Here is a 19,250-nt window from a genome sequence, read left to right as displayed (position 1 = left end):
GCAGGTCAGCGCGGTTACGCTGCCCGGATGGAGCCGCCCGGAGAGCAGCGTCCACCGGAGCGGCCCGCCGTCCGCCGGCTGTCCGCGGCAGGGCTGGCGGCGCGCATGGTCGGGACGGTCGCGGCCCTCGGGGTGCTCGCCTACGGGCAGGTCGCCGACACCAACGACCTCTTCCCGCTCGGCACGCTCTCGCAGTTCGCGACGGCGCGGGACCTCGACGGCACGGTCCGCTCGACCTACCTGCTCGCCGACACCGCCGGTGAGCAGGGGCGGCGGATCGCGATGAACGAGCAGACCATCGGGGTGGCGCGGGCGGAGGTCGAGGGCCAGCTCCAGCGGATCCTCGACCGTCCCGAGCTCATGCAGTCCCTCGTCGACGCCTACGCGGCGCTGCAGCCCGGGCGCGAGCCGATCGAGACGCTCTACCTCATGCGCTCGATCCAGCAGCTGGCCGGCGGGTACGTCGTCGGGGAGCCGGAGCAGGTCGAGCTGCTGCGCTGGGACTCGACCGCGGGGGAGGACTGAGGTGCGCGCCGTCGCCGGCTGGCTCACCCGCCCCGTCCCGCTCGCCCGCGTGGCCGCGTTCCGCGCGCTCGTCTACGCCTTCGTCATCTGGGACGTCCTGTTCACCTTCGACGACGTCATCCCGCACTCCTACGTGCCCGAGTTCTACCAGCCCACCCTGCTGGCCCGGCTCGTGCACCTCCCGCCGCTGAGCACCGCCGTGTCCTACGCGCTGCTCGCAGCGATCCTCCTCCTGTGCGTGCTCGCGATCGCCGGGCGCGCGCAGCGGGTCGCCGGCTGGGGCGTGGCGCTGACCTTCTGGGTCTGGGCGCTGAACTCCCAGGGCTTCTCCTACGTCCAGCACGACCACATGGCGCTCATGGTCACCACGCTCGTCCTGCCCACGGTCGGCGTGGCCCACTACCGCGACCAGACCCTGTCCCAGGCGGCCGGCTGGGCGCTGCGCTGCGTCCAGCTCGCGACCGTGCTCACCTACTTCGGGTCGGTGTTCGCCAAGTGGTCCCGCGCGGGCAGCCTCGTCACCTGGGCCAACGGGTCGGTGCTGACCTGGGCGATCGTGCGCCGCGGCTCCCACCTGGTCCAGTGGGCGCTGGAGTACCCGATGCTGCTGCGCGCGGCGCAGTGGGGCTCGCTCGTCCTGGAGATCTGCTCCCCGGTGGTCCTCTTCATGCGCGGGCGCTGGCTCTACCTCGCCATCGGCTGCTTCCTCGCCTTCCACCTCGCCACCTTCATCGCGATGGGCATCCACTTCCTGCCCACGGTGGTCTGCTGGTTCGCCTTCCTCCCGCTGGAGCGGGTCACCGAGCGGGTGTCCGCGCGGCTGCGGCTCCCGAGCCCCGCCCCGGCCTGAATCGCGGTCAGGCGGCACGCACCGCCGCTGCGAGCCCGGCCGGCGAGCCGTTCCACGGTGCCCCGTGACCGGGCAGCACCCACGACGCCGCGAGCCCGGCCAGCCGGTCGAGCGAGGCCAGCGCCTCGTCCGGGTCGTCGGTGAACGGCGCGGGCTGCGGCCCGACGCGTCCGGTGAGGACGTGGCGGGTGGTGAGCGCGTCACCGACGAAGACGGCGTCCACCGCCGGGACGTGGACGGCGACGCTCCCCGGGGAGTGGCCGGGCATGCCGACGACGACGGGGCTGCCGGGCAGGTCGAGGACGTCACCGTCGCTGACCTCGACGACCTCGGCGACGTGACGGGTGCGCAGCGCGCGCTTGCGCAGACCGTAGGCGAGGAAGCCGAGCATGGGCCCGAGTCGTGCCGGCCCCATCGGGGTCTTCGGCTTCTCACCGGTGCGCGCGCGGTGGGCGTCGGCGGTGTGGACGTACACGGGCACGCCGACCTCGGCGCGGAGGCGCTCGGCGAAGCCGATGTGGTCGCTGTCCCCGTGGGTGAGGACGAGCCCGCGCACGTCCGAGATCGGGCGGCCGATGGCCTCGAGCTCGCGCAGGAGGTCGTCCCAGTGGCCCGGGAGCCCGGCGTCGAGGAGCGTGATCCCCTCCGGGAGGTCGAGGAGGTAGGAGGCGACGACGTCGTTGCCGAGTCGGTGGAGGTGCGGAGCGAGCTTCACGGCAGGGTCCTTCCCATATGATGGCTACGGTAGTTAGCCATCATGGCTAACGTCAATAGCCAAGGAGTATTCCGATGCCCTCGCCCAACCGGACCACGAACGAGGAGGTCGTCGCAGCCGCGCGGGAGATCCTCGAGGACGCCGGGCCGGGCGGCCTCACCATGCAGGCCGTGGCGGGCCGCGTGGGCGTGCGGGCCCCGTCGCTCTACAAGCGGTTCGCCGACCGGGAGGCGCTGCTCGCCGCCGTCGTCGCCGCGACCGTCGAGGAGCTGGGACGGCGTCTCGACGGCGCCGAGGACCTCACGGCGATCGCCCGCACCTACCGCGCCTTCGCCCACGAGCGTCCCGAGGCGTTCCGGCTCGTCTTCACGCCCTACGCCGAGCAGGAGGCGCTGCGGCGCTCGGCCGAGCCGGTGCTGCGCGCGGCGGCGGACCTCGTGGGGGAGGAGGACGCCCTCGTGGCCGCCCGGCTCTTCACCGCGTGGGCCACCGGCTTCCTCCACATGGAGCTCGCCGGCGCCTTCCGGCTCGGCGGGGACGTCGACGAGGCGTTCGCCTACGGGCTCGACCGGCTGCGCGCCGGGCTGCTCGCCGGGCGGCGCTGAGGCGGCTCAGCGCCGGAAGCGGAACGGGATGGGGATCGGGCCGCAGCAGCACACGCCCTGGACGTCGGTGGCGGCGAGCATCGTCGCGGCCTGGTAGCAGGCGACGAAGCGGGCCACGGTCGGCACGACGCTGCGGGCCACGCCCCGGCGCACGACGACGTCGCGCACCGCGGCCGAGCACGACTGCCCGCCGTGGGCGACGAGGTGCGCGCACGTCCACCCCTTCCGGGGGGAGAGGCGGCGCTGGTAGAGGCGGATGAGGCCGTCGACGGCGCGGGTGGCTGGGCCCATCGCCTCACGCTAGCGACGGGTGCCCACTCCGGCGCGGCGAGTGGCCGAGGACGCGGCCGGGCCGCGGGCGGGCCGGGGCTGCAGTCCGGACGTGCGCTGGTACGCCGTCTTCCGGTTGTGTGTGGACTGTTGGACCTCTGAGGTCCAGAAGTCCACACCTAAGCGAGCGGGCCGACTGAGCGAGTGGGCCGGCGTGCTCAGCGCGCCAGGTGCCTCCGGAGGAACCCGATCGCCGCCGGGTAGGCGTCCTGCCGGTTCTCCCGCTTCGCCAGGCCGTGGCCCTCGTCGTGGTAGACCCGCAGCGCGCAGTCGATGCCGCGCCCGGCGAGCGCATCGCGGATCTGCTCGGCCTCGCTCAGCGGCACGCGCGGGTCGTTGGCGCCGTGGATGACGAACAGCGGCGCGACGATGTCGTCGAGGTAGGTGATCGGGGAGGCTTCGAGGAGGAAGTCGCGGTCCTCGGCGAGGCTGCCGTACTCCCGCTCGCGGTAAGCCACCCGGTAGGGCGAGGTGTTCTCCAGGAAGGTGACGAGCGAGCTCATGCCGACGATGTCGACGCCAGCTGCCCACCGCTCCGGCTGCATCGACACGCCCGCGAGCACCATGTACCCGCCGTAGGAGCCGCCCCACAGCGCGCTGCGTGCCGGGTCCAGGCCCTGGCTCGGCAGCCAGTCGTGGATGGCGGCGAGGTCGGCCACCGAGTCGAGCCGCAGGCGGACGTCGTCCAGGGAGTACCAGCGCTTGCCGTAGGTGGTCGAGCCGCGGACGTTCGGCACGAGCACCGTGAGGCCGGTCGCGCACAGCACCTGGACCACCGGGCTGAAGCTCCGCATCGACGCCGACTCCGGCCCGCCGTGGACGAGCAGCACCGACGCCCCCGCGAGCGCGGGGTCGTCACCAGCGGGGGAGTACCGGAACAGCGGCACCTCCTCGCCGTCGGGCGTGGGCACGCGGTGGACGGTCGGGGCGGCGAGCGAGGCGCGCACGTCGGCTGGCACCTCGACGGCCGCGAGCGGTGTCGACGCACCCGTCGTCGCGTCGACGAGGTGCAGGCTAGACGGGTCCGTGGGCGTGGACAGGGTGAGGACGAGCCGCTGCTCGTCGGCCGCCCACACGACGTCGGGCACCCCTTCACCGGGCACCTCGACGGTGCAGCGCAGGGCGCCGTCGCCCTCGTGAACGGCCAGGGCCACCGCGCCGTCACGCACGGTGCCGACGACCATCGCGCGGCCCGAGGGCGAGGCCCACAGCCGCAGGTCGTGCGCCTCGTCGGTGACGAGCCAGGTCCACTCGCGCCCGTCGAGGGAGACCCGGGCGATCCCGGTGAACTCGCGCTCGTGGTTGGACTCGACGAGCAGCGCCTCGTCCCCGGGCGCCCACGCCACCTGGGAGTGACGGGCGTGCTCGTCCGGGTCGGTGACCGTCCCGTCCCCGACGGCGCGCGGGCCGGAGACCCGCACGAGCGTGGAGGCGGGCCGCAGGCTGAGCCCCGTCACGGCGACCGAGCCGTGGTCGTGGGAGACGGCGGCCGCGGCGACGTAGCCCCCGCCGTCGTGCACCACGCGCTCGGAGCCGGTGGCGAGGTCGCGGACGACGACGTCCATGTCGACGCCGTTGCGCCGGTTGGTGTGGAAGACGACCGAGTCGGCCGTGACGTCCTGCAGGACGTGCATGAACCGCTCGTCGCGCACGAGCGGGACGAGGCCCGCGAGCGTCACCGGCTCGGCGGGCGGCACGGTGAGGTCGAGGAGGGACAGCTGCATGAGCTCGTCACCGTCGGTGTCGTGCTGGACGACCACCTGCCGGCGGCCCGGCACGTACCGGCCCGAGCAGCGCCCCGCCAGCGCGGTGAGGGGCGTGCGCGCCCCGTCCGGCTCGATCTCGACGAGCTGGAGCGTGCCGAGCTCGTCGTGCCCGGCGAGGACCCGCCCGGCGTCGTCGACGTCGAAGGCCACCCACGTCCGCAGGTCGAGGAGGGAACGGACGGTGGTGTCGGTGGAGGTGCTCACGCCATCGAACATAACCCCGGTGCGCGGTCTGTCGATTCGGCGGCGCCTCGCGCGACATCATGGTGACGGCACCTCCGCCGTCCCGACGAGAGGAACGACGATGAAGTACCTGGTCTTGTTGATCGGCGACGGCGACCTGCCCCCGTGGAGCACGCTGACCCCGGAGGAGCAGGCCGCGGCGATGCAGCGGTTCGCGGCGTTCGACGACGCCTGCAAGGCGCGGGACGGCGTCGAGATCCTCGCCGGTGAGGCGCTGGCCGAGGGGCCGGCCAGCACCGTGATGAGGACCCGCTCGGGGAAGGTCACGCTCACCGAAGGGCCCTACGCCGAGGCCGTCGAGGGGCTCGGCGGCTTCTATCTCGTCGAGGTGCCCGACCTCGACGTGCTCGTCGAGCTGCTCACCGAGCTGCCTCCGTACGACATCCAGCTCTCGCCGGTCGTCGACCCGTACTGACCGTGCCGCGCGCCGTCCTCGACGAGGTCTGGCGGACCCACTGGGGCCGCCTCCTCGGGCACCTCGTCCACCGGTTCGGGCGCCCGGACCTCGTCGAGGACGCGCTCGCCGACGCCTTCGCCGAGGCGGCCTCCCGCTGGCCCGCCGAGGGCGTCCCGGACAACCCCGTCGGCTGGGTGCGCACCGTCGCCCACCGCCGGGTGGTCGACGCCCTGCGCCGCGAGGGCACCGCACGCGCGAAGGCCCACCTCCTCGTGGACGACGACGTCGCGTCACCGGCGGAAGGGACGGACCCGCCCGGCGTGGACACCGACGACCGCCTGGCACTCCTCTTCATGGCGACCCACCCCGCGCTCGCCGAGGAGGTCCGCCCGGCGCTCGCGCTCCGGTTCGTCCTCGGTGTGCCGACCGCCGACATCGCGCGCCTCTTCCTCGTCCCCCAGGCGACGATGGCGGCCCGGCTCACCCGGGCCAAGCGCCGGCTCACGACGGCGGGCATCCCGTTCGCCGTGCCGGACCCGGCCGAGTGGCCCGACCGGCTCGACGACGTCGCTCGTGCGGTCTACCTCGCCTTCACCGCCGCGTACGCCCCGGCCGGGGGAGAGGACGTCCTCCGCGTCACCGAGGCAGGGGAGGCGGTGCGCCTTGCCGAGCTGGCCGCCGAGCTGCTTCCCGGGCAGCCCGTGCTCGAGGCGCTCGCGGCCCTGCTCACGCTCCAGCACGCCCGCCGGGACGCGCGCGTCGCGTCCGACGGCCGCCCGGTGCGCCTCGCCGACCAGGACCGCAGCCGCTGGCGGCGGGAGGAGATCGCCGCCGGCCTGCGGCGACTCACCGCGCTCACGCCGACTGCCGGGCTGGCGGAGGAGCTACGGCTCCAGGCGCTCGTGGCCGCCTTCCACGACACCGCGGCGGGCCACGCGGACACCGACTGGGCAGCGATCGCCCGCACGTACGCTCGGCTGGAGGCGCTCACCGGCTCACCGGTGGTCCGGCTCAACCGGGCGGTCGCCGTCGGGGAGGTGGCCGGTGCGATGGCCGGGCTCGCCGTGCTGAGAGCCGCCGCCGACCAGCTGCCCGGCCACCACCGGGTCGCCCTCGTGCGCGCGGAGCTGCTCCGCCGCGACGGGCGGCTCGCGCTCGCGGCGGCCGCGTACGACGACGCCCTCGCGGCCTGCCCCGACGGCGTGGAGCGGGAGCACATCGCGCAGCGCCGCGCGAGCCTCGCCGGGTCCTGACGCGGGCGACGGCGCTCACTAGGGTGGGCACCATGCGCGGTGACGGCCCGGGGCGGCTGCAGGTGGTGTGCGGGCCGATGTTCGCCGGGAAGTCGGAGGAGCTGCTGCGCCGGGTGCGCCGCGCGCGGCTCGCGGGCCTCGCCGTCGAGGTCGTCAACCACGCGTGGGACGAGCGGCACGGTGCCGGGCAGGTGGCCTCCCACGCCGGCCTGAGCATCCCCTCGCACTCGGTGACCGACGTCCACTGCCTCGCCGACCTCGGCCGCGAGACGGACCTCCTCGCCGTCGACGAGGCGCAGTTCTTCGGACCGGACCTCGTGCCGGTCGTCGAGGAGATCGTGCTCACCGGCACGACCGTCGTCGTCGCCGGGCTGTGCGTGACGTTCGACGGGCGTCCCTTCGAGCCGCTGCCCTCGCTCATGGCCATCGCCGACGACGTCGTCAAGCTCACCGCCGTGTGCGCGGTGTGCGGCCGCGACGCGCCCTTCCACGTCCGCACGCTCCTCGGCCAGGTGGCCGACGCCACCGTCCCGGCCACCGAGCACGTAGGGGGCACGGAGAGCTACGAGGCCCGCTGCCGCCTGCACCTGCGCAGCGCAGGACCCGGGGCGGCTTTGGGCCGGGCACGCCCGACGCCCTAGATTCGGGCGCGGCGGGTGCCGTCGGCGCCCCGGAGGAGAGGACGCCGTGGCCCACAGGACGCTCGACCTGCCCCGCCGCACCCGCTGGCTCGCCGACGACCTCACGCGCGGCTGGCTCGTGGCGCCGGTCCTCGTCGTCGCCGCCCTGCTCCTCACCCTCCTCCCGGTGCTCGACGTGCCCGAGGGCGACCGGGCCCTCGCGCTCGTGCTCGTCCTGTACTCCCTGCTGCTCCTCGTCTACCCGGCGCTCACGCTGCTCGCCTTCGGCGGCCTGAGCGGGCCGGCGCTCGTGCACGCGCTGGGTGAGGCCCGCCGGCGCCAGCTCGCGCGGCCGCGCTGGCAGCGGTGGCTGCTGGGGTGGCGGGACAACGGTGTGGGCGGTGACGGTCCCTCGTGGCCGGTCGGGCTCGCGCTCGGCTCGCTCGTCGTCGCCGTGTGGCTCATCGTCTCCGACGCGATGCGCGGCTCGGGGATGCTCGTCGTCACGAGCATCGTCATGATCATCCTCGCCTGGGCGGGCAGCCTCGTCGCCTACGCCGTCCACGTGGCCCGGCTCGACACCGTCGCCGGAGGGCTGCGCTTCCCGGGGGAGGAGGCCGAACGCCACTTCTCCGACTACCTCTACCTCGCGCTCGGCGTCCAGGCCGCGTTCGGGCCGGCGGACGTCCAGGCGACGACCGCGCGCATGCGGCGGACCCTCTCGGGCCACATGCTCGTCGGCTGGACCTTCAACACCGTCGTCCTCGCCGCGCTCGTCTCCTTCCTCGTCGGCCTGGGCTGAGCCGCCCGACGTCGATCGGGCCGTTCCGTCACGCCGGTGTCGGGGGGCCGTGGCAACCTGGTCGCACCAGCCCCACCACCGGGACACCCCCGAGGAGGCGTCATGGCCACCGTTGCCCACACCGACGAGAGGCACGGCAGCCTGCCGCACGTGGCCGCGCTCGTCGAGGACGCCGTCGCCCTCGCCGGGGAGTGGCTCGCCGCGACGGAGGCCGGGCAGCGGCGCCGTGAGCGGGCGCGGTCCGCCCAGCTCGCCGCGCTCGTCAGCGACCCCGCTGGGCTCGACCTCGCCGTGCGCTTCGTCGACCGGGTCGCCCGCCCCGAGGACCGCCGGGCCGCCGCCAGGGAGCTCGGGCGACTGCCGTCCGGGTCCGCCCGGTTCCTCGGCCCGCTGGACCGGCTGCTCCTCGGTGTCGGGGCGCTCGTCGCCCCGCTCGCCCCGTCCGTCGTCATCCCGCTCGCGCGCCGCCGGCTGCGCCGGATCATCGGCCACCTCGTCGTCGACGCCCACGACCCCGCGCTGGCCGCCCACCTCGCACGCGCCCGGGAGGAGGGCTTCCGGCTCAACATCAACCTCCTCGGTGAGGCGGTGCTCGGGGAGGACGAGGCCCGTTCCCGCGCCGAGCGCACCCGGGCCCTGCTCGAGCGCGAGGACGTCGACTACGTCTCGATCAAGGTCTCCTCCCTCGTCTCGCAGATCTCCACGTGGGACACCCGCGGCACCGTCGAGCGCGTCCTCGCCCGGCTGCGCCCGATCTACCGCACCGCCGCCGCCCGCACCCCGCACGCCTTCGTCAACCTCGACATGGAGGAGTACCGGGACCTCGACCTCACCCTCGAGGTCTTCACCACCCTCCTGTCCGAGCCGGGGCTCGCCGACCTCGAGGCAGGGATCGTCCTGCAGGCGTACCTGCCCGACTCCGTCGCCGCGCTCGACCGGCTCCTCGCCTTCGCCGCAGAGCGGGCCGCCGCCGGTCACGCCGGCATCAAGGTCCGGCTCGTCAAGGGCGCGAACCTCTCGATGGAGAAGGTCGACGCAGAGCTCCACGGCTGGGCGCAGGCGCCCTACCCGACCAAGGCCGACGTCGACGCCAACTACCTCCGACTCGTCGAGCGGGTGCTGCGCCCCGAGAACACCGGGGCCGTGCGGCTCGGCGTCGCCTCGCACAACCTCTACGACGTCGCCCTCGCGCACCTGCTCGCCGAGCGGCGCGGGGTGGGCGCCATGCTCGACGTCGAGATGCTCCAGGGCATGGCCCCGGCGCAGGCCCGCGCCGTCCGGGCCACGGTGGGCAGCGTGCTGCTCTACACGCCGGTCGTCGCGCGCGAGGACTTCGACGTCGCCGTCTCCTACCTCGTGCGCCGCCTGGAGGAGAACGCGCAGCCGCAGAACTTCCTCCGTGCGCTCTTCGCCGCCGAGGAGGACGCGAGCGGTGCCTCGCTGGGGGACCAGGAGGCGCGCTTCCGCGCTTCGGCCCGAGACCTCACCGCCGTGCCCACGACCCGCCGCCGCACGGCCGACCGCCCGCCCGCCGGGGACCGCTTCACCAGCACGACCGACTCCGACCCCTCCCTGCCCGAGGTCCGTGCCTGGGCCGCCGAGCGGGTCACCGCCCCCGTCGGCGAGCCCGCCTCACCCGTGCTCGGGACGCGGGCGGAGGTCGACGCCGTCGTCGCCCGGGGACGGGCGGCGCAGCCCGGGTGGGCGGGCCTGCCGGCCGCCGAGCGCGCTGCCGTCCTGCGCCGCGCCGCCGACGAGCTCGAGGCCCGGCGCGGTGAGCTCGTCACGCTCATGGCCGTCGAGGGCGGCAAGACGGTCGAGCAGTCCGACCCGGAGGTCTCCGAGGCCGTCGACTTCGCCCGCTACTACGCCGACCGCGCCCTCGAGCTGGCGCCGGGCGCCTCGCTCCACACCGACGGCGCCCGGTTCACGCCCCACGTGCTCACGCTCGTGACGCCGCCGTGGAACTTCCCGGTGGCGATCCCCGCGGGCGGGGTGCTCGCCGCGCTCGCCGCGGGCGGCGCCGTCGTCGTCAAGCCGGCGCCCGCGGTGCCGTGCACCGAGGCCGTCGTGCGGGCGCTGCACGCCGCGGGCGTGCCCGGCGACGTCCTCCAGGTCGTGCGGACGGACGAGGGGGAGACGGGCAGGGCACTCGTCGCCCACGACGGCGTCGACGCCGTCGTCCTCACCGGCGCCGCGGAGACCGCCGCCCTGTTCTCCTCCTGGCGCGCCGGCAGGCCGGGCGGGCCGCGCGTGCTCGCCGAGACGTCGGGCAAGAACACCCTCGTCATCACGCCGGCGGCGGACTACGACCTCGCGGTCGCCGACCTCGTGGTCAGCGCGTTCGGCCACGCCGGCCAGAAGTGCTCCGCCGCCTCGCTCGTCGTCCTCGTCGGCTCGGCGGGGCGCTCCCGGCGGCTGCTGCGCCAGCTCGTCGACGCCGTCCGCTCGGTCCGGGTGGGGTGGCCCGAGGACCTCGGGGTGACGATGGGACCGGTCATCACGCCGCCCGAGGGCAAGCTGCGGCGCGCGCTCACCGAGCTCGACCCCGGCGAGCGTTGGCTCGTGGAGCCCCGCCCGCTCGACGACTCCGGCCGGCTGTGGTCACCCGGGCTCAAGGACGGCGTCGCGCCCGGCTCCTTCTTCCACCTCACCGAGTGCTTCGGGCCCGTGCTCGGGATCATGCGGGCCGACACCCTCGACGAGGCGCTCGCGCTGCAGAACGCCACCGCCTACGGCCTCACCGGCGGCCTGCACTCCCTCGACGAGCGGGAGATCGACCGCTGGCTCGACCGGGTCGACGTCGGCAACGCCTACGTCAACCGGCACATCACCGGCGCGATCGTCCAGCGCCAGCCCTTCGGTGGTTGGAAGGGCTCGGTCGTCGGCCCCGGCGCCAAGGCGGGCGGGCCGAACTACGTCGCCCAGCTCGGCACGTGGGCGGCCGACGGCCTGCCCGCGCACACCGCCCAGCCGGGGCCGGCGGTGCTCTCGGCGCTCGCCGACTACGCCGGTCTGCTCGGGCCGCGCGAGCGGGCCTGGCTCGCGCGGGCTGCGGGCTCGGACGCCGCCGCGCTCGCTGCCGAGCTCGGCGCGCCGCGCGACCTCACCGGCCTGCGGGCCGAGTCCGACGTCCTGCGCTACCGGCCCGCTCCGCTCACCGTGCGCACGGTCCCCGGTGCCCGGCACGTGGACCTCCTGCGGGTGGTGGTCGCGGCGCGGGCCGCGGGCGTGCCGGTCGACGTGAGCCTCGACCCGGTGACCAGCGCGTCGCTCACCGCGCTCCGCGGCCCGGACGCCCATCCCGGCCTGCGCCGCCTGTCCGGCCACGTCACCCGCGCCGAGAGCGACGCCGACTTCCTCCGGCACGTCCACGACACCGCGCGCGTCCGGGTGGTGGGAGAGGGGCCGGCCGCCGACGCGCTCGTCACCGAGCTGTGGCCACAGGTCTGCGTGATCGGCGGACCGGTGCTCGCGACCGGGCGCCGCGAGCTGCTCGGTGTGCTGCGGGAGCAGGCTGTCTCCCGCACGCTCCACCGCTTCGGGCACCTTCCTTCCCGCGCCTGAGGGGTTCGCTCACGGTCCACAGTCGGCTACAGGTGTGGCGCACCTCACATCCATCCCACATGGCGAGATCTTGCCCACAGCCTGTCTCAAGTCCATAACGAAACTGTTGCCAGAATGTTGCAACTGTCATATATGGCGCCTCCTCGTGTGTACCGTGACGACACCTCGGCGTGCCCCGTGGCCACCGACCGGTATCCCCGGTCGCCGCACACGGGCACGTCCCACCATCCAGGAGGAACATTGAAGATCAGGCGTACGGCCCAAGCGGCCGCTGTCCTGGCGGCAGGCTCGCTCGTCCTCGCGGCGTGCACCAGCCCCAGTGACGACAGCGACACGGGCAACACGGGCGACGACACCGCTACCGAGGACTCCACCGGCGGCGACACCGGCGCCGAGGGCACGGCCAAGGCGGACCTCGGCGACATCCAGACTGTCGAGGGGGACATCTTCTACTCGACCGGCCAGGACGAGTTCACCGGGTACAACTCCCTCACCGCGGACACCTACAGCACGTACAACAACGTGATCATGGACCGCGTCCGTCCGGAGGGCTTCTTCTACTTCGGTACCGACGGGACGATCCACGAGAACGAGGAGTTCGGCTCGGTCGAGGTCACCTCCGAGGAGCCCCTCACCATCGAGTACACCGTCGCCGACGACGCCGTGTGGTCCGATGGCAACGCGATCGACTACGCGGACTTCCTCTTCGAGTGGGTCTCGCAGAACCCCGCGTGGCTCTCCCCGGACCCGGCCGCCCCTGTGTTCAACCACGTCTCTGGCGTCGACTACACCCAGGTCAACGTCCCGACCGGTCCGCAGGCCGACAGCTTCGACGCCAAGACCTTCACGGTCGAGTACGCCGAGCAGTACCCGGACTGGCGTCTCGTCACCGGCTCCTACCTGCTGCCCGCGCACGTCGTCGCGGAGCAGATCGGCATCACCGAGGAGGAGCTCGTCCAGGCGATCATCGACCAGGACGTCGAGACCCTGACCGAGGCCGCGACCTTCTGGAACGAGGGCTGGCTCTCCAGCCCCGGTGAGGTCCCCTCGCCGGAGGTCGCCCCGTCCGGTGGCCGCTACCAGTTCATGGAGGGCGGCTGGACCCCCGGCCAGTCCATCACCCTCGAGGCCAACCCCAACTACTGGGGCACCCCGGCGGCGACCGACAAGATCACCTTCCGGTTCCTGGACGCCTCGGGCCACAACCAGGCGCTGCAGAACGGTGACCTCAACATCATCGAGCCGCAGGCCACCGTCGACACCCTGCCGCAGCTCGAGGGCCTCGGCGACGCCGTCGAGATCCAGACGGGCGCCGAGCTCACCTGGGAGCACCTCGACTTCAACTTCAACAACGGCGTCTTCTCCGACGCCGAGGGTGGCCAGGCGCTGCGCGAGGCCTTCGCGTACTGCGTGCCGCGTCAGCAGATCGTCGACACGCTGATCAAGCCGGTCGACCCCGAGGCCGTCGTCATGAACGCCCGCGAGGTCTTCCCCTTCCAGGACAACTACGACGAGGTCGTTGCCGAGTCCTACGACGGCCGCTACGACGAGGTGAACCTCGAGGAGGCCACCCGCCTCGTCGAGGAGTCCGGCATCGAGACGCCGATCGACGTCCGCATCGGCTACTCCGCCCCGAACCCGCGCCGTACCTCCCAGGTCGAGCTCATCAAGTCGAGCTGTGACCAGGCCGGCTTCAACATCACCGACGTCGGCTCCGCGGACTTCTTCTCCGCCGCGCTGCCCAACGGTGACTACGAGGTCGCGCTGTTCGCCTGGGCCGGCTCCGGCCAGATCGCCTCGGGCCAGAACATCTACTCCTCCAACGCCCCGCAGAACTACGGCGGCTACACCAACGAGACCGTCGACCAGGCGTGGACGACCCTCGCCGCGTCGCTCGACGAGAGCGTCCACCTCGAGCAGACCAAGATCATCGAGAAGGAGCTGTGGGACACCCTCTACGGCATCCCGGTCTTCGCTCACCCGGGCGTCATCGCCTACACGGCGGGCATGGAGAACGTGCGCCACACCGCCACCCAGAACGGCGTCGCGTGGAACGCCGAGCAGTGGCTGCTGGCTGAGTGATCCAGCTGAGGTGATTATCACTTCGATCACCTGAAACACGTGCAAAACCGGTGGGGCAGGGGGGAATCCCCTCCTGCCCCACCGGCGCGCGTGTACGGTGCCATGACGAAACCCGGCCCTGGTCAACGTCCCACGAGGACGGGACTAGGCTGACCGGGTTTCACCCCCGGAAGACCCGAAGGGCTAGCTCGTGATCAAGTTCATCCTGCGCAGGCTGGGCATATCCGCCCTGGTCCTGCTCGGTGGGTCCGTCCTCATGTTCGTCCTCACCATCAACTCGGGCGACCCCCTGGCGGACCTTCGTGAGTCGAACGACCCCAACCGTGACAGCCTCATCGCCCAGCGCATCGCCAACATGGGCCTGGACGACCCCTGGTACGAGCGGTACGGCACCTGGCTCGCTGGTGTGGGCAAGTGCTTCGTGGGCTCCTGTCAGCTCGGCGTCAACCGTGCCGGCATCCCGGTCATCGACCTGCTGGGCAACGCTGCCAGCGCCACGCTGAGGCTCGTCATCCTCTCCACGCTGCTCGCCATCGTCATCGGCATCGGCGTCGGCATCCTCACCGCGATCCGCCAGTACTCCGGCTTCGACTACATCGTGACGTTCTTCGCGTTCATGATGTACTCCCTCCCCGTCTTCTGGGCCGCGGTGCTCCTCAAGGAGTACGGCGCGATCCGCTTCAACGACTGGATCGCCGATCCCGACATGGCGCTGTGGCAGATCGCGCTCATCGCCGTCGTCCTCGCGCTCATCGTCGCCGGCTCGCTGGGCGGTGACGCCCGACGGCGGCTGCTCACCGGCGCCGTCACCTTCGGGTTCGTCTTCGCCGCGATGTTCTACTTCGACGCGGTCAACTGGTTCCGCCAGCCGGCCCTGGGCATCGGCGTCGTCGCCGTCGCCTCCCTCGGCGCCGCGTTGCTCATCGTCATGCTGAGCTCGGGCCTGGGGAACAAGAACGTCCTGTACGCCGCGCTCACGACGGTCGGCGCAGGGGTCGTGTCCTACTTCGTCTTCGCGAACCAGCTCAACGAGCCGACGTGGGGCGTGCTGCTCGGGCTGTTCGCCCTCGCCATCGTCATCGCGATCGTCAGCGGCGCCCTGTGGGGCGGCTACTCGCGGACCATGGCCATCTGGGTCTCCGTCGGCACCGCGACGATGATGAGCCTCGTCATCGTCGCCGACAAGGCGCTGTCGAGCTGGGCGAGCTACCTCGGCACGGTGCGCAACGGCCGCCCGATCTCCACGATCGGCGCCGAGACCCCGAACTTCGACGGCACCTTCTGGCAGGAGTTCCTCGACAAGGGCACCCAGCTCCTGCTGCCGACCGTCCTCCTCACCCTCATCTCCGTCGCGAGCTACAGCCGCTACACGCGGTCCTCGATGCTCGAGGTGCTCGAGCAGGACTACGTGCGCACCGCCCGCTCCAAGGGCCTGTCCGAGCGCGTCGTCATCACCAAGCACGCCTTCCGCAACGCCCTCATCCCGATCACGACGATCGTCGCGTTCGACTTCGCCGGCCTCATCGGCGGCGCGGTCCTCACCGAGACGGTGTTCGGCTGGAAGGGCATGGGTGAGCTGTTCCGGACCGGCCTGGTCCAGGTGGACCCCGCGCCCGTCATGGCCTTCTTCCTCGTCACCGGCACCGCCGCCGTCGTGATGAACATGCTGGCCGACATCGCCTACGCCTTCCTCGACCCGCGGATCAGGCGGTGAGCGCAGTGCGTGACACAGGCACCCGTCCTACCCGCCCCGCGACCCGGAGGCACCGATGAGAAGGTACAAGAAGCACAAGCGGCCGGAGCACATCGTTCCGCAGCCCGGCATGCAGGGAGCTGACCCCGGCACCCTCCAGAACATCGACCCGCTGTCGGTGGAGGAGGACCTCGAGGGCAAGACCGACAAGTCCTACTCCCAGGGCCAGCTCGTGCTGCGCCGCTTCCTGCGGCACCGCGGCGCGATGGTCTCCCTCGCCGTGCTCGTCCTCATCACGATCCTCGCCTACACCTCCATCGGCTTCGGGCCGTTCCCGGGCTGGTGGAAGCACGGCTACACGCTGGCCAACCCCGTCGTCGACGGCGGCCGTCCCACGCTGAGCCTGTGGCCCTTCCGGATCGGGGAGCACCCCTTCGGGCAGGACAACGTCGGCAAGGACTACTTCGCGCTCGTCATGCGCGGCACCCAGCGCTCGCTGATCATCGCGTTCGTCGTCGGGATCGTCTCCACGCTCATCGGGACGGCGATCGGTGCGGCCGCCGGCTACTTCCGCGGCTGGGTCGAGGCGCTGCTCATGCGCCTCACCGACCTGCTCATCGTCATCCCGCTGCTCGTCCTCGCGGCCGTCCTGGGCCAGATCAGCGGCGGCTCCATCTGGATCCTCGCCCTCATGCTCGGCATCGTCACGTGGACCGGCCTGGCTCGGCTCGTGCGCGGTGAGGTGCTCTCCCTGCGCGAGCGGGAGTTCGTCGCCGCCGCGCAGGCGGTCGGGACCTCCCCGTGGCGCATCATCGTCAAGCACATCCTGCCGAACACCCTCGGCACGATCATCGTGTCGGCGACGCTGTCGATCGCCGCGGCGATCCTCCTGGAGACCTCGCTGTCCTTCCTCGGCTTCGGTGTGCAGCCCCCGGACACCTCGCTGGGCGTCCTCATCAACACCTACCAGGCGTCCTTCACCTCCCGGCCGTGGCTCTTCTGGTGGCCCGGCATCTTCATCCTCGGCATCGCGCTGAGCGTGAACTTCATCGGCGATGGCCTGCGGGATGCCTTCGACCCGCGGCAGAACAGGAACAAGGACTGATGAGCACCCTCTCCGAGCAGTCGAGCGAGCCGGTCCTCACCTTCAACGACCTCGACGTCCGCTTCCGGACGGAGTTCGGCTCGGTCCACGCCGTCAAGGGCATCTCCCTGGAGGTCAAGCCCGGTGAGGTCGTCGCCCTCGTCGGCGAGTCCGGGTCGGGCAAGTCGGTGACCTCGATGACCGCCCTCGGCCTGCTGCCGAAGAACGCCCGCACCAGCGGGCGGATCACCGTCGGTGAGAACAGCGTCCGCGACCTCGACGACCGCGCCCTGCGCCGGATGCGGGGCAACGACGTCGCCATGGTGTTCCAGGAGCCGATGACGGCGCTCAACCCGGTGCTCACCATCGGCACCCAGCTCACCGAGGCCCTCGAGCTCCACGGCATCGCCTACGGCGCCGCCGCGGACGAGCGCGCCGCCGAGCTGCTGCGGATGGTCGGCATCCCCGAGCCCGAGCGCCGCCTCAAGCAGTACCCGCACGAGCTGTCCGGTGGTCAGCGCCAGCGCGTCGTCATCGCCATCGCGATCAGCTGCGACCCGAAGGTCATCATCGCCGACGAGCCGACCACGGCCCTGGACGTCACGGTGCAGGCCGACATCCTCGACCTGCTCCGCTCGCTCAAGGACAAGCTCAACACCGGCATCCTGCTCATCACGCACAACATGGGCGTCGTCGCCGACATGGCCGACCGCGTCGCCGTGATGTTCAAGGGCAACATCGTCGAGAGCGGCCCCGTCGAGCAGGTCCTCGTGAGCCCCGAGCACCCGTACACCAAGCGGCTGCTCGACGCCGTCCCGCACCTGGGCCGCGGCCGCGACCAGCTCGGCATCTCGCAGGTCGACGCGCCGGCGGTCGAGGAGGGGGAGACCCCCGCGCTGCGCATGGAGAACCTCGTCATCGAGTACCAGCGGGCGGGCAAGCCCCCGTTCCGCGCCGTCGACGACGTCTCCTTCTCCGTGCGCCAGGGCGAGGTCGTCGGCCTCGTCGGGGAGTCCGGGTCGGGCAAGTCGACGATCGGGCGCTGCGCGCTCGGTCTCATCCCCGCCGCCTCCGGCACGATCCGCCTCTTCGGCGAGGACTTCGGGGCGATGGGCCGCAAGGACGCCAAGAGCCTGCGCAAGCGGATCGGCGTGATCTTCCAGGACCCCGCCGCCTCCCTCAACCCGCGCCTGCCGATCGGCGAGATCATCGCCGAGCCGATGGTCGTCCACAAGGTCGGGGACAAGCGCAGCCGGATGGCCAAGGTCCACGAGCTGCTCGAGGCCGTGGAGCTGCCCCGCAGCGTCTACAACCGCTACCCGCACGAGCTGTCCGGCGGCCAGCGCCAGCGCGTCTCCGTGGCGCGTGCGCTCGTCCTGGAGCCCGAGCTGCTCGTCGCCGACGAGCCCACCTCGGCCCTGGACGTCTCCGTCCAGGCGAGCGTGCTCGCGATGTTCACCGAGCTGCAGCGGCGCTACAAGTTCGCCTGCCTGTTCATCTCCCACGACCTCGCCGTGGTCGACCTGCTCGCCCACCGGGTGGTCGTCCTCCAGAACGGCAAGGTGGTGGAGCAGGGCGACCGCGAGTCGGTCCTGCAGAACCCGCAGGAGGAGTACACGCAGCGGCTCCTCGCCGCGGCCCCTGTGCCCGACCCCGTCGAGCAGCGTCGTCGCCGCGAGGAGCGGCACGCGCTGCTGGAGTCCTTCGGCGAGGAGGTCGCCGAGCTGCACATCGACGACAGCACCATCGACAGCGGTCCGCTGGACGAGTCGACGCGCGAGTGACGATGGGGGTCGCCCGGCTGCTGGCGCGGCGTGCACGCGCGCAGCCGGGCACCCTCCTCACCCTGCTCGTCCTCACCGCGACCGTCGCGGCGATCCTCGCCGGGACGGTCGGCTACACCCGCGCCGCCGGGGTGGCCACCGTGCGCAGCACCCTCACCGAGGCCGCCCCGCGGGACGCCGGCATCCAGGTGCAGACCCGCCTCGCCGCCGATCCGGCGACGCAGGACGCCGCCGTGCGCCGGACCCTCTCCCGGCTGCTCCCCGCCGACGGCCTGGCGGTCTCCCGGCAGCTGTGGACCGAGCCGGTCGCCGCGTCGGTGGGGGAGAAGCGCGTCAGGGTCCTCCTCGCCGAGGTCCCCGCCGGCGCCGAGCCCGCCGCCGGGCCCCTCGCGACAGGTGAGGTGCTCGTGCCGGAGCAGACGGCCGCCGACGCCGGGCTGACCCCGGGCATGCGGCTCGACGTCGCGGGCACCTCGCTCACCGTCGCCGGGACCTGGCGCGCCGCGGACGAGCGGACATGGTTCGCCGACCCGGTGGTCGCCGCCGGCACCGACGGCTCCGCCCTCGGGCCGCTGCTCGCCTCCGCGGAGACCGTCGGCGCCGCCGTCGAGGTCCCGTTCGTGCGCTGGACGGTCTACCCGGACCCCGCCGCGCTCACCGTCGCCGACCTGCCCCGGCTCGCCGAGGGCCTCTCCGGACTCGACTTCGCGCTCCGCAACGACGACGCCGTCGCCGTCCGTGGCCTCACCCTCACCGGCGACCTCGCCGGGACCGTCGCGGACCTGGAGGAGGCGACGGGCACCGCCGCCGCCGTCGGCCTCGTGCCGGTGGCGCTCCTCGGCGTCATCTCCCTCGTCGCCCTCGTCCAGGTCGTCCGGCTGCTCGGGCAGACCCGCGCCCGCGAGACCGAGATCCTCGTCGCCCGGGGCTCCTC

At 72.8% G+C, this 19,250-nt stretch carries 15 protein-coding genes and 1 pseudogene; 13 read left to right on the top strand and 3 right to left on the bottom strand.

The annotated features are described in order from the left end of the window. Positions 1-27 precede the first annotated feature (27 nt). Together FHE66_RS06590 and FHE66_RS06585 are read left to right on the top strand one after the other, a co-directional pair. The gene (locus FHE66_RS06590; RefSeq protein WP_139072176.1) at positions 28-525 is read left to right on the top strand and encodes a hypothetical protein; all 498 of its coding nucleotides are present in this window, start codon (positions 28-30) and stop codon (positions 523-525) included. Between the two features lies 1 nt (position 526). Continuing rightward, positions 527-1,375 (top strand): hypothetical protein, encoded by an 849-nt coding sequence (locus tag FHE66_RS06585; RefSeq protein WP_139072175.1) that lies wholly within the window; start codon positions 527-529, stop codon positions 1,373-1,375. A 7-nt stretch (positions 1,376-1,382) separates the two neighbouring features. On the opposite strand, the gene FHE66_RS06580 is transcribed toward FHE66_RS06585, so the two are convergent. Continuing rightward, positions 1,383-2,090, bottom strand: a complete 708-nt coding sequence (locus FHE66_RS06580; RefSeq protein WP_139072174.1) for an MBL fold metallo-hydrolase — start codon at positions 2,088-2,090, stop codon at positions 1,383-1,385. Positions 2,091-2,164: 74 nt separating this feature from the next. Here FHE66_RS06580 and FHE66_RS06575 point away from each other — a divergent pair, with 74 nt between their 5' ends. Next, positions 2,165-2,695 carry a TetR/AcrR family transcriptional regulator gene (locus FHE66_RS06575; RefSeq protein ID WP_139072173.1) on the top strand — a complete coding sequence of 177 codons (531 nt, stop codon included), beginning with the start codon at positions 2,165-2,167 and terminating at the stop codon, positions 2,693-2,695. Positions 2,696-2,701: 6 nt separating this feature from the next. Here the strand turns inward: FHE66_RS06575 and yidD are convergent, their stop codons facing one another. Next, positions 2,702-2,986, bottom strand: a complete 285-nt coding sequence (gene yidD / locus FHE66_RS06570) for a membrane protein insertion efficiency factor YidD (RefSeq protein ID WP_139072172.1) — start codon at positions 2,984-2,986, stop codon at positions 2,702-2,704. 197 nt (positions 2,987-3,183) lie between these two features. Next, complete coding sequence (locus FHE66_RS06565) at positions 3,184-4,995, bottom strand: alpha/beta fold hydrolase (RefSeq protein WP_218013635.1); 1,812 nt, start codon at positions 4,993-4,995, stop codon at positions 3,184-3,186. Positions 4,996-5,095: 100 nt separating this feature from the next. Between FHE66_RS06565 and FHE66_RS06560 the strand changes: the two genes are divergently transcribed. The 10 genes and pseudogenes from FHE66_RS06560 to FHE66_RS06515 all read left to right on the top strand — a co-directional run. After that, a complete protein-coding gene (locus FHE66_RS06560) occupies positions 5,096-5,449 on the top strand; it encodes a YciI family protein (protein WP_139072170.1) in 354 nt (117 codons plus the stop codon). Positions 5,450-5,451: 2 nt separating this feature from the next. Then, complete coding sequence (locus FHE66_RS06555) at positions 5,452-6,684, top strand: RNA polymerase sigma factor (protein ID WP_139072169.1); 1,233 nt, start codon at positions 5,452-5,454, stop codon at positions 6,682-6,684. 32 nt (positions 6,685-6,716) lie between these two features. Continuing rightward, positions 6,717-7,325: a thymidine kinase gene (locus tag FHE66_RS06550; RefSeq protein ID WP_139072168.1), complete on the top strand. Its 609-nt coding sequence runs from the start codon at positions 6,717-6,719 to the stop codon at positions 7,323-7,325. Between the two features lie 46 nt (positions 7,326-7,371). Beyond that, a complete protein-coding gene (locus FHE66_RS06545; RefSeq protein ID WP_139072167.1) occupies positions 7,372-8,106 on the top strand; it encodes a DUF1345 domain-containing protein in 735 nt (244 codons plus the stop codon). A 102-nt stretch (positions 8,107-8,208) separates the two neighbouring features. Continuing rightward, positions 8,209-11,673, top strand: coding sequence for a bifunctional proline dehydrogenase/L-glutamate gamma-semialdehyde dehydrogenase (locus tag FHE66_RS06540; protein ID WP_139072166.1), 3,465 nt, complete (start codon positions 8,209-8,211; stop codon positions 11,671-11,673). A gap of 240 nt (positions 11,674-11,913) precedes the next feature. Then, positions 11,914-13,755 carry an ABC transporter family substrate-binding protein gene (locus tag FHE66_RS06535; protein WP_139072165.1) on the top strand — a complete coding sequence of 614 codons (1,842 nt, stop codon included), beginning with the start codon at positions 11,914-11,916 and terminating at the stop codon, positions 13,753-13,755. Between the two features lie 190 nt (positions 13,756-13,945). Beyond that, positions 13,946-15,469, top strand: coding sequence for an ABC transporter permease (locus FHE66_RS06530; protein ID WP_139072164.1), 1,524 nt, complete (start codon positions 13,946-13,948; stop codon positions 15,467-15,469). A gap of 55 nt (positions 15,470-15,524) precedes the next feature. Beyond that, on the top strand, positions 15,525-16,553 hold the full coding sequence (locus FHE66_RS06525) for an ABC transporter permease (RefSeq protein ID WP_255303628.1): 1,029 nt from the start codon (positions 15,525-15,527) through the stop codon (positions 16,551-16,553). Further along, positions 16,553-18,316, top strand: a complete 1,764-nt coding sequence (locus FHE66_RS06520) for an ABC transporter ATP-binding protein (RefSeq protein ID WP_139072163.1) — start codon at positions 16,553-16,555, stop codon at positions 18,314-18,316. Before FHE66_RS06525 ends, FHE66_RS06520 begins: the two co-directional genes overlap by 1 nt. Beyond that, positions 18,313-19,250: pseudogene (locus FHE66_RS06515) on the top strand (hypothetical protein); the annotation flags it as partial. The gene FHE66_RS06520 and the pseudogene FHE66_RS06515, both read left to right, overlap by 4 nt.

Origin of the sequence: Georgenia sp. 311 (assembly GCF_006151955.1) — a bacterium.
Taxonomy (GTDB): Bacteria; Actinomycetota; Actinomycetes; order Actinomycetales; family Actinomycetaceae; genus Oceanitalea; species Oceanitalea wutianyii.
This window is presented reverse-complemented; position numbering and strand designations above follow the sequence as displayed.

What these genes read in the sequence shown, in the direction of transcription:
- FHE66_RS06540 (WP_139072166.1), top strand. Translation starts at nt 8,209, where the DNA reads ATGGCCACCGTTGCCCACACCGACGAGAGGCACGGCAGCCTGCCGCAC.
- FHE66_RS06575 (WP_139072173.1), top strand. Translation starts at nt 2,165, where the DNA reads ATGCCCTCGCCCAACCGGACCACGAACGAGGAGGTCGTCGCAGCCGCG.
- FHE66_RS06590 (WP_139072176.1), top strand. Translation starts at nt 28, where the DNA reads ATGGAGCCGCCCGGAGAGCAGCGTCCACCGGAGCGGCCCGCCGTCCGC.
- FHE66_RS06560 (WP_139072170.1), top strand. Translation starts at nt 5,096, where the DNA reads ATGAAGTACCTGGTCTTGTTGATCGGCGACGGCGACCTGCCCCCGTGG.
- FHE66_RS06550 (WP_139072168.1), top strand. Translation starts at nt 6,717, where the DNA reads ATGCGCGGTGACGGCCCGGGGCGGCTGCAGGTGGTGTGCGGGCCGATG.
- yidD (WP_139072172.1), bottom strand. Translation starts at nt 2,986, where the DNA reads ATGGGCCCAGCCACCCGCGCCGTCGACGGCCTCATCCGCCTCTACCAG.
- FHE66_RS06520 (WP_139072163.1), top strand. Translation starts at nt 16,553, where the DNA reads ATGAGCACCCTCTCCGAGCAGTCGAGCGAGCCGGTCCTCACCTTCAAC.
- FHE66_RS06525 (WP_255303628.1), top strand. Translation starts at nt 15,525, where the DNA reads ATGAGAAGGTACAAGAAGCACAAGCGGCCGGAGCACATCGTTCCGCAG.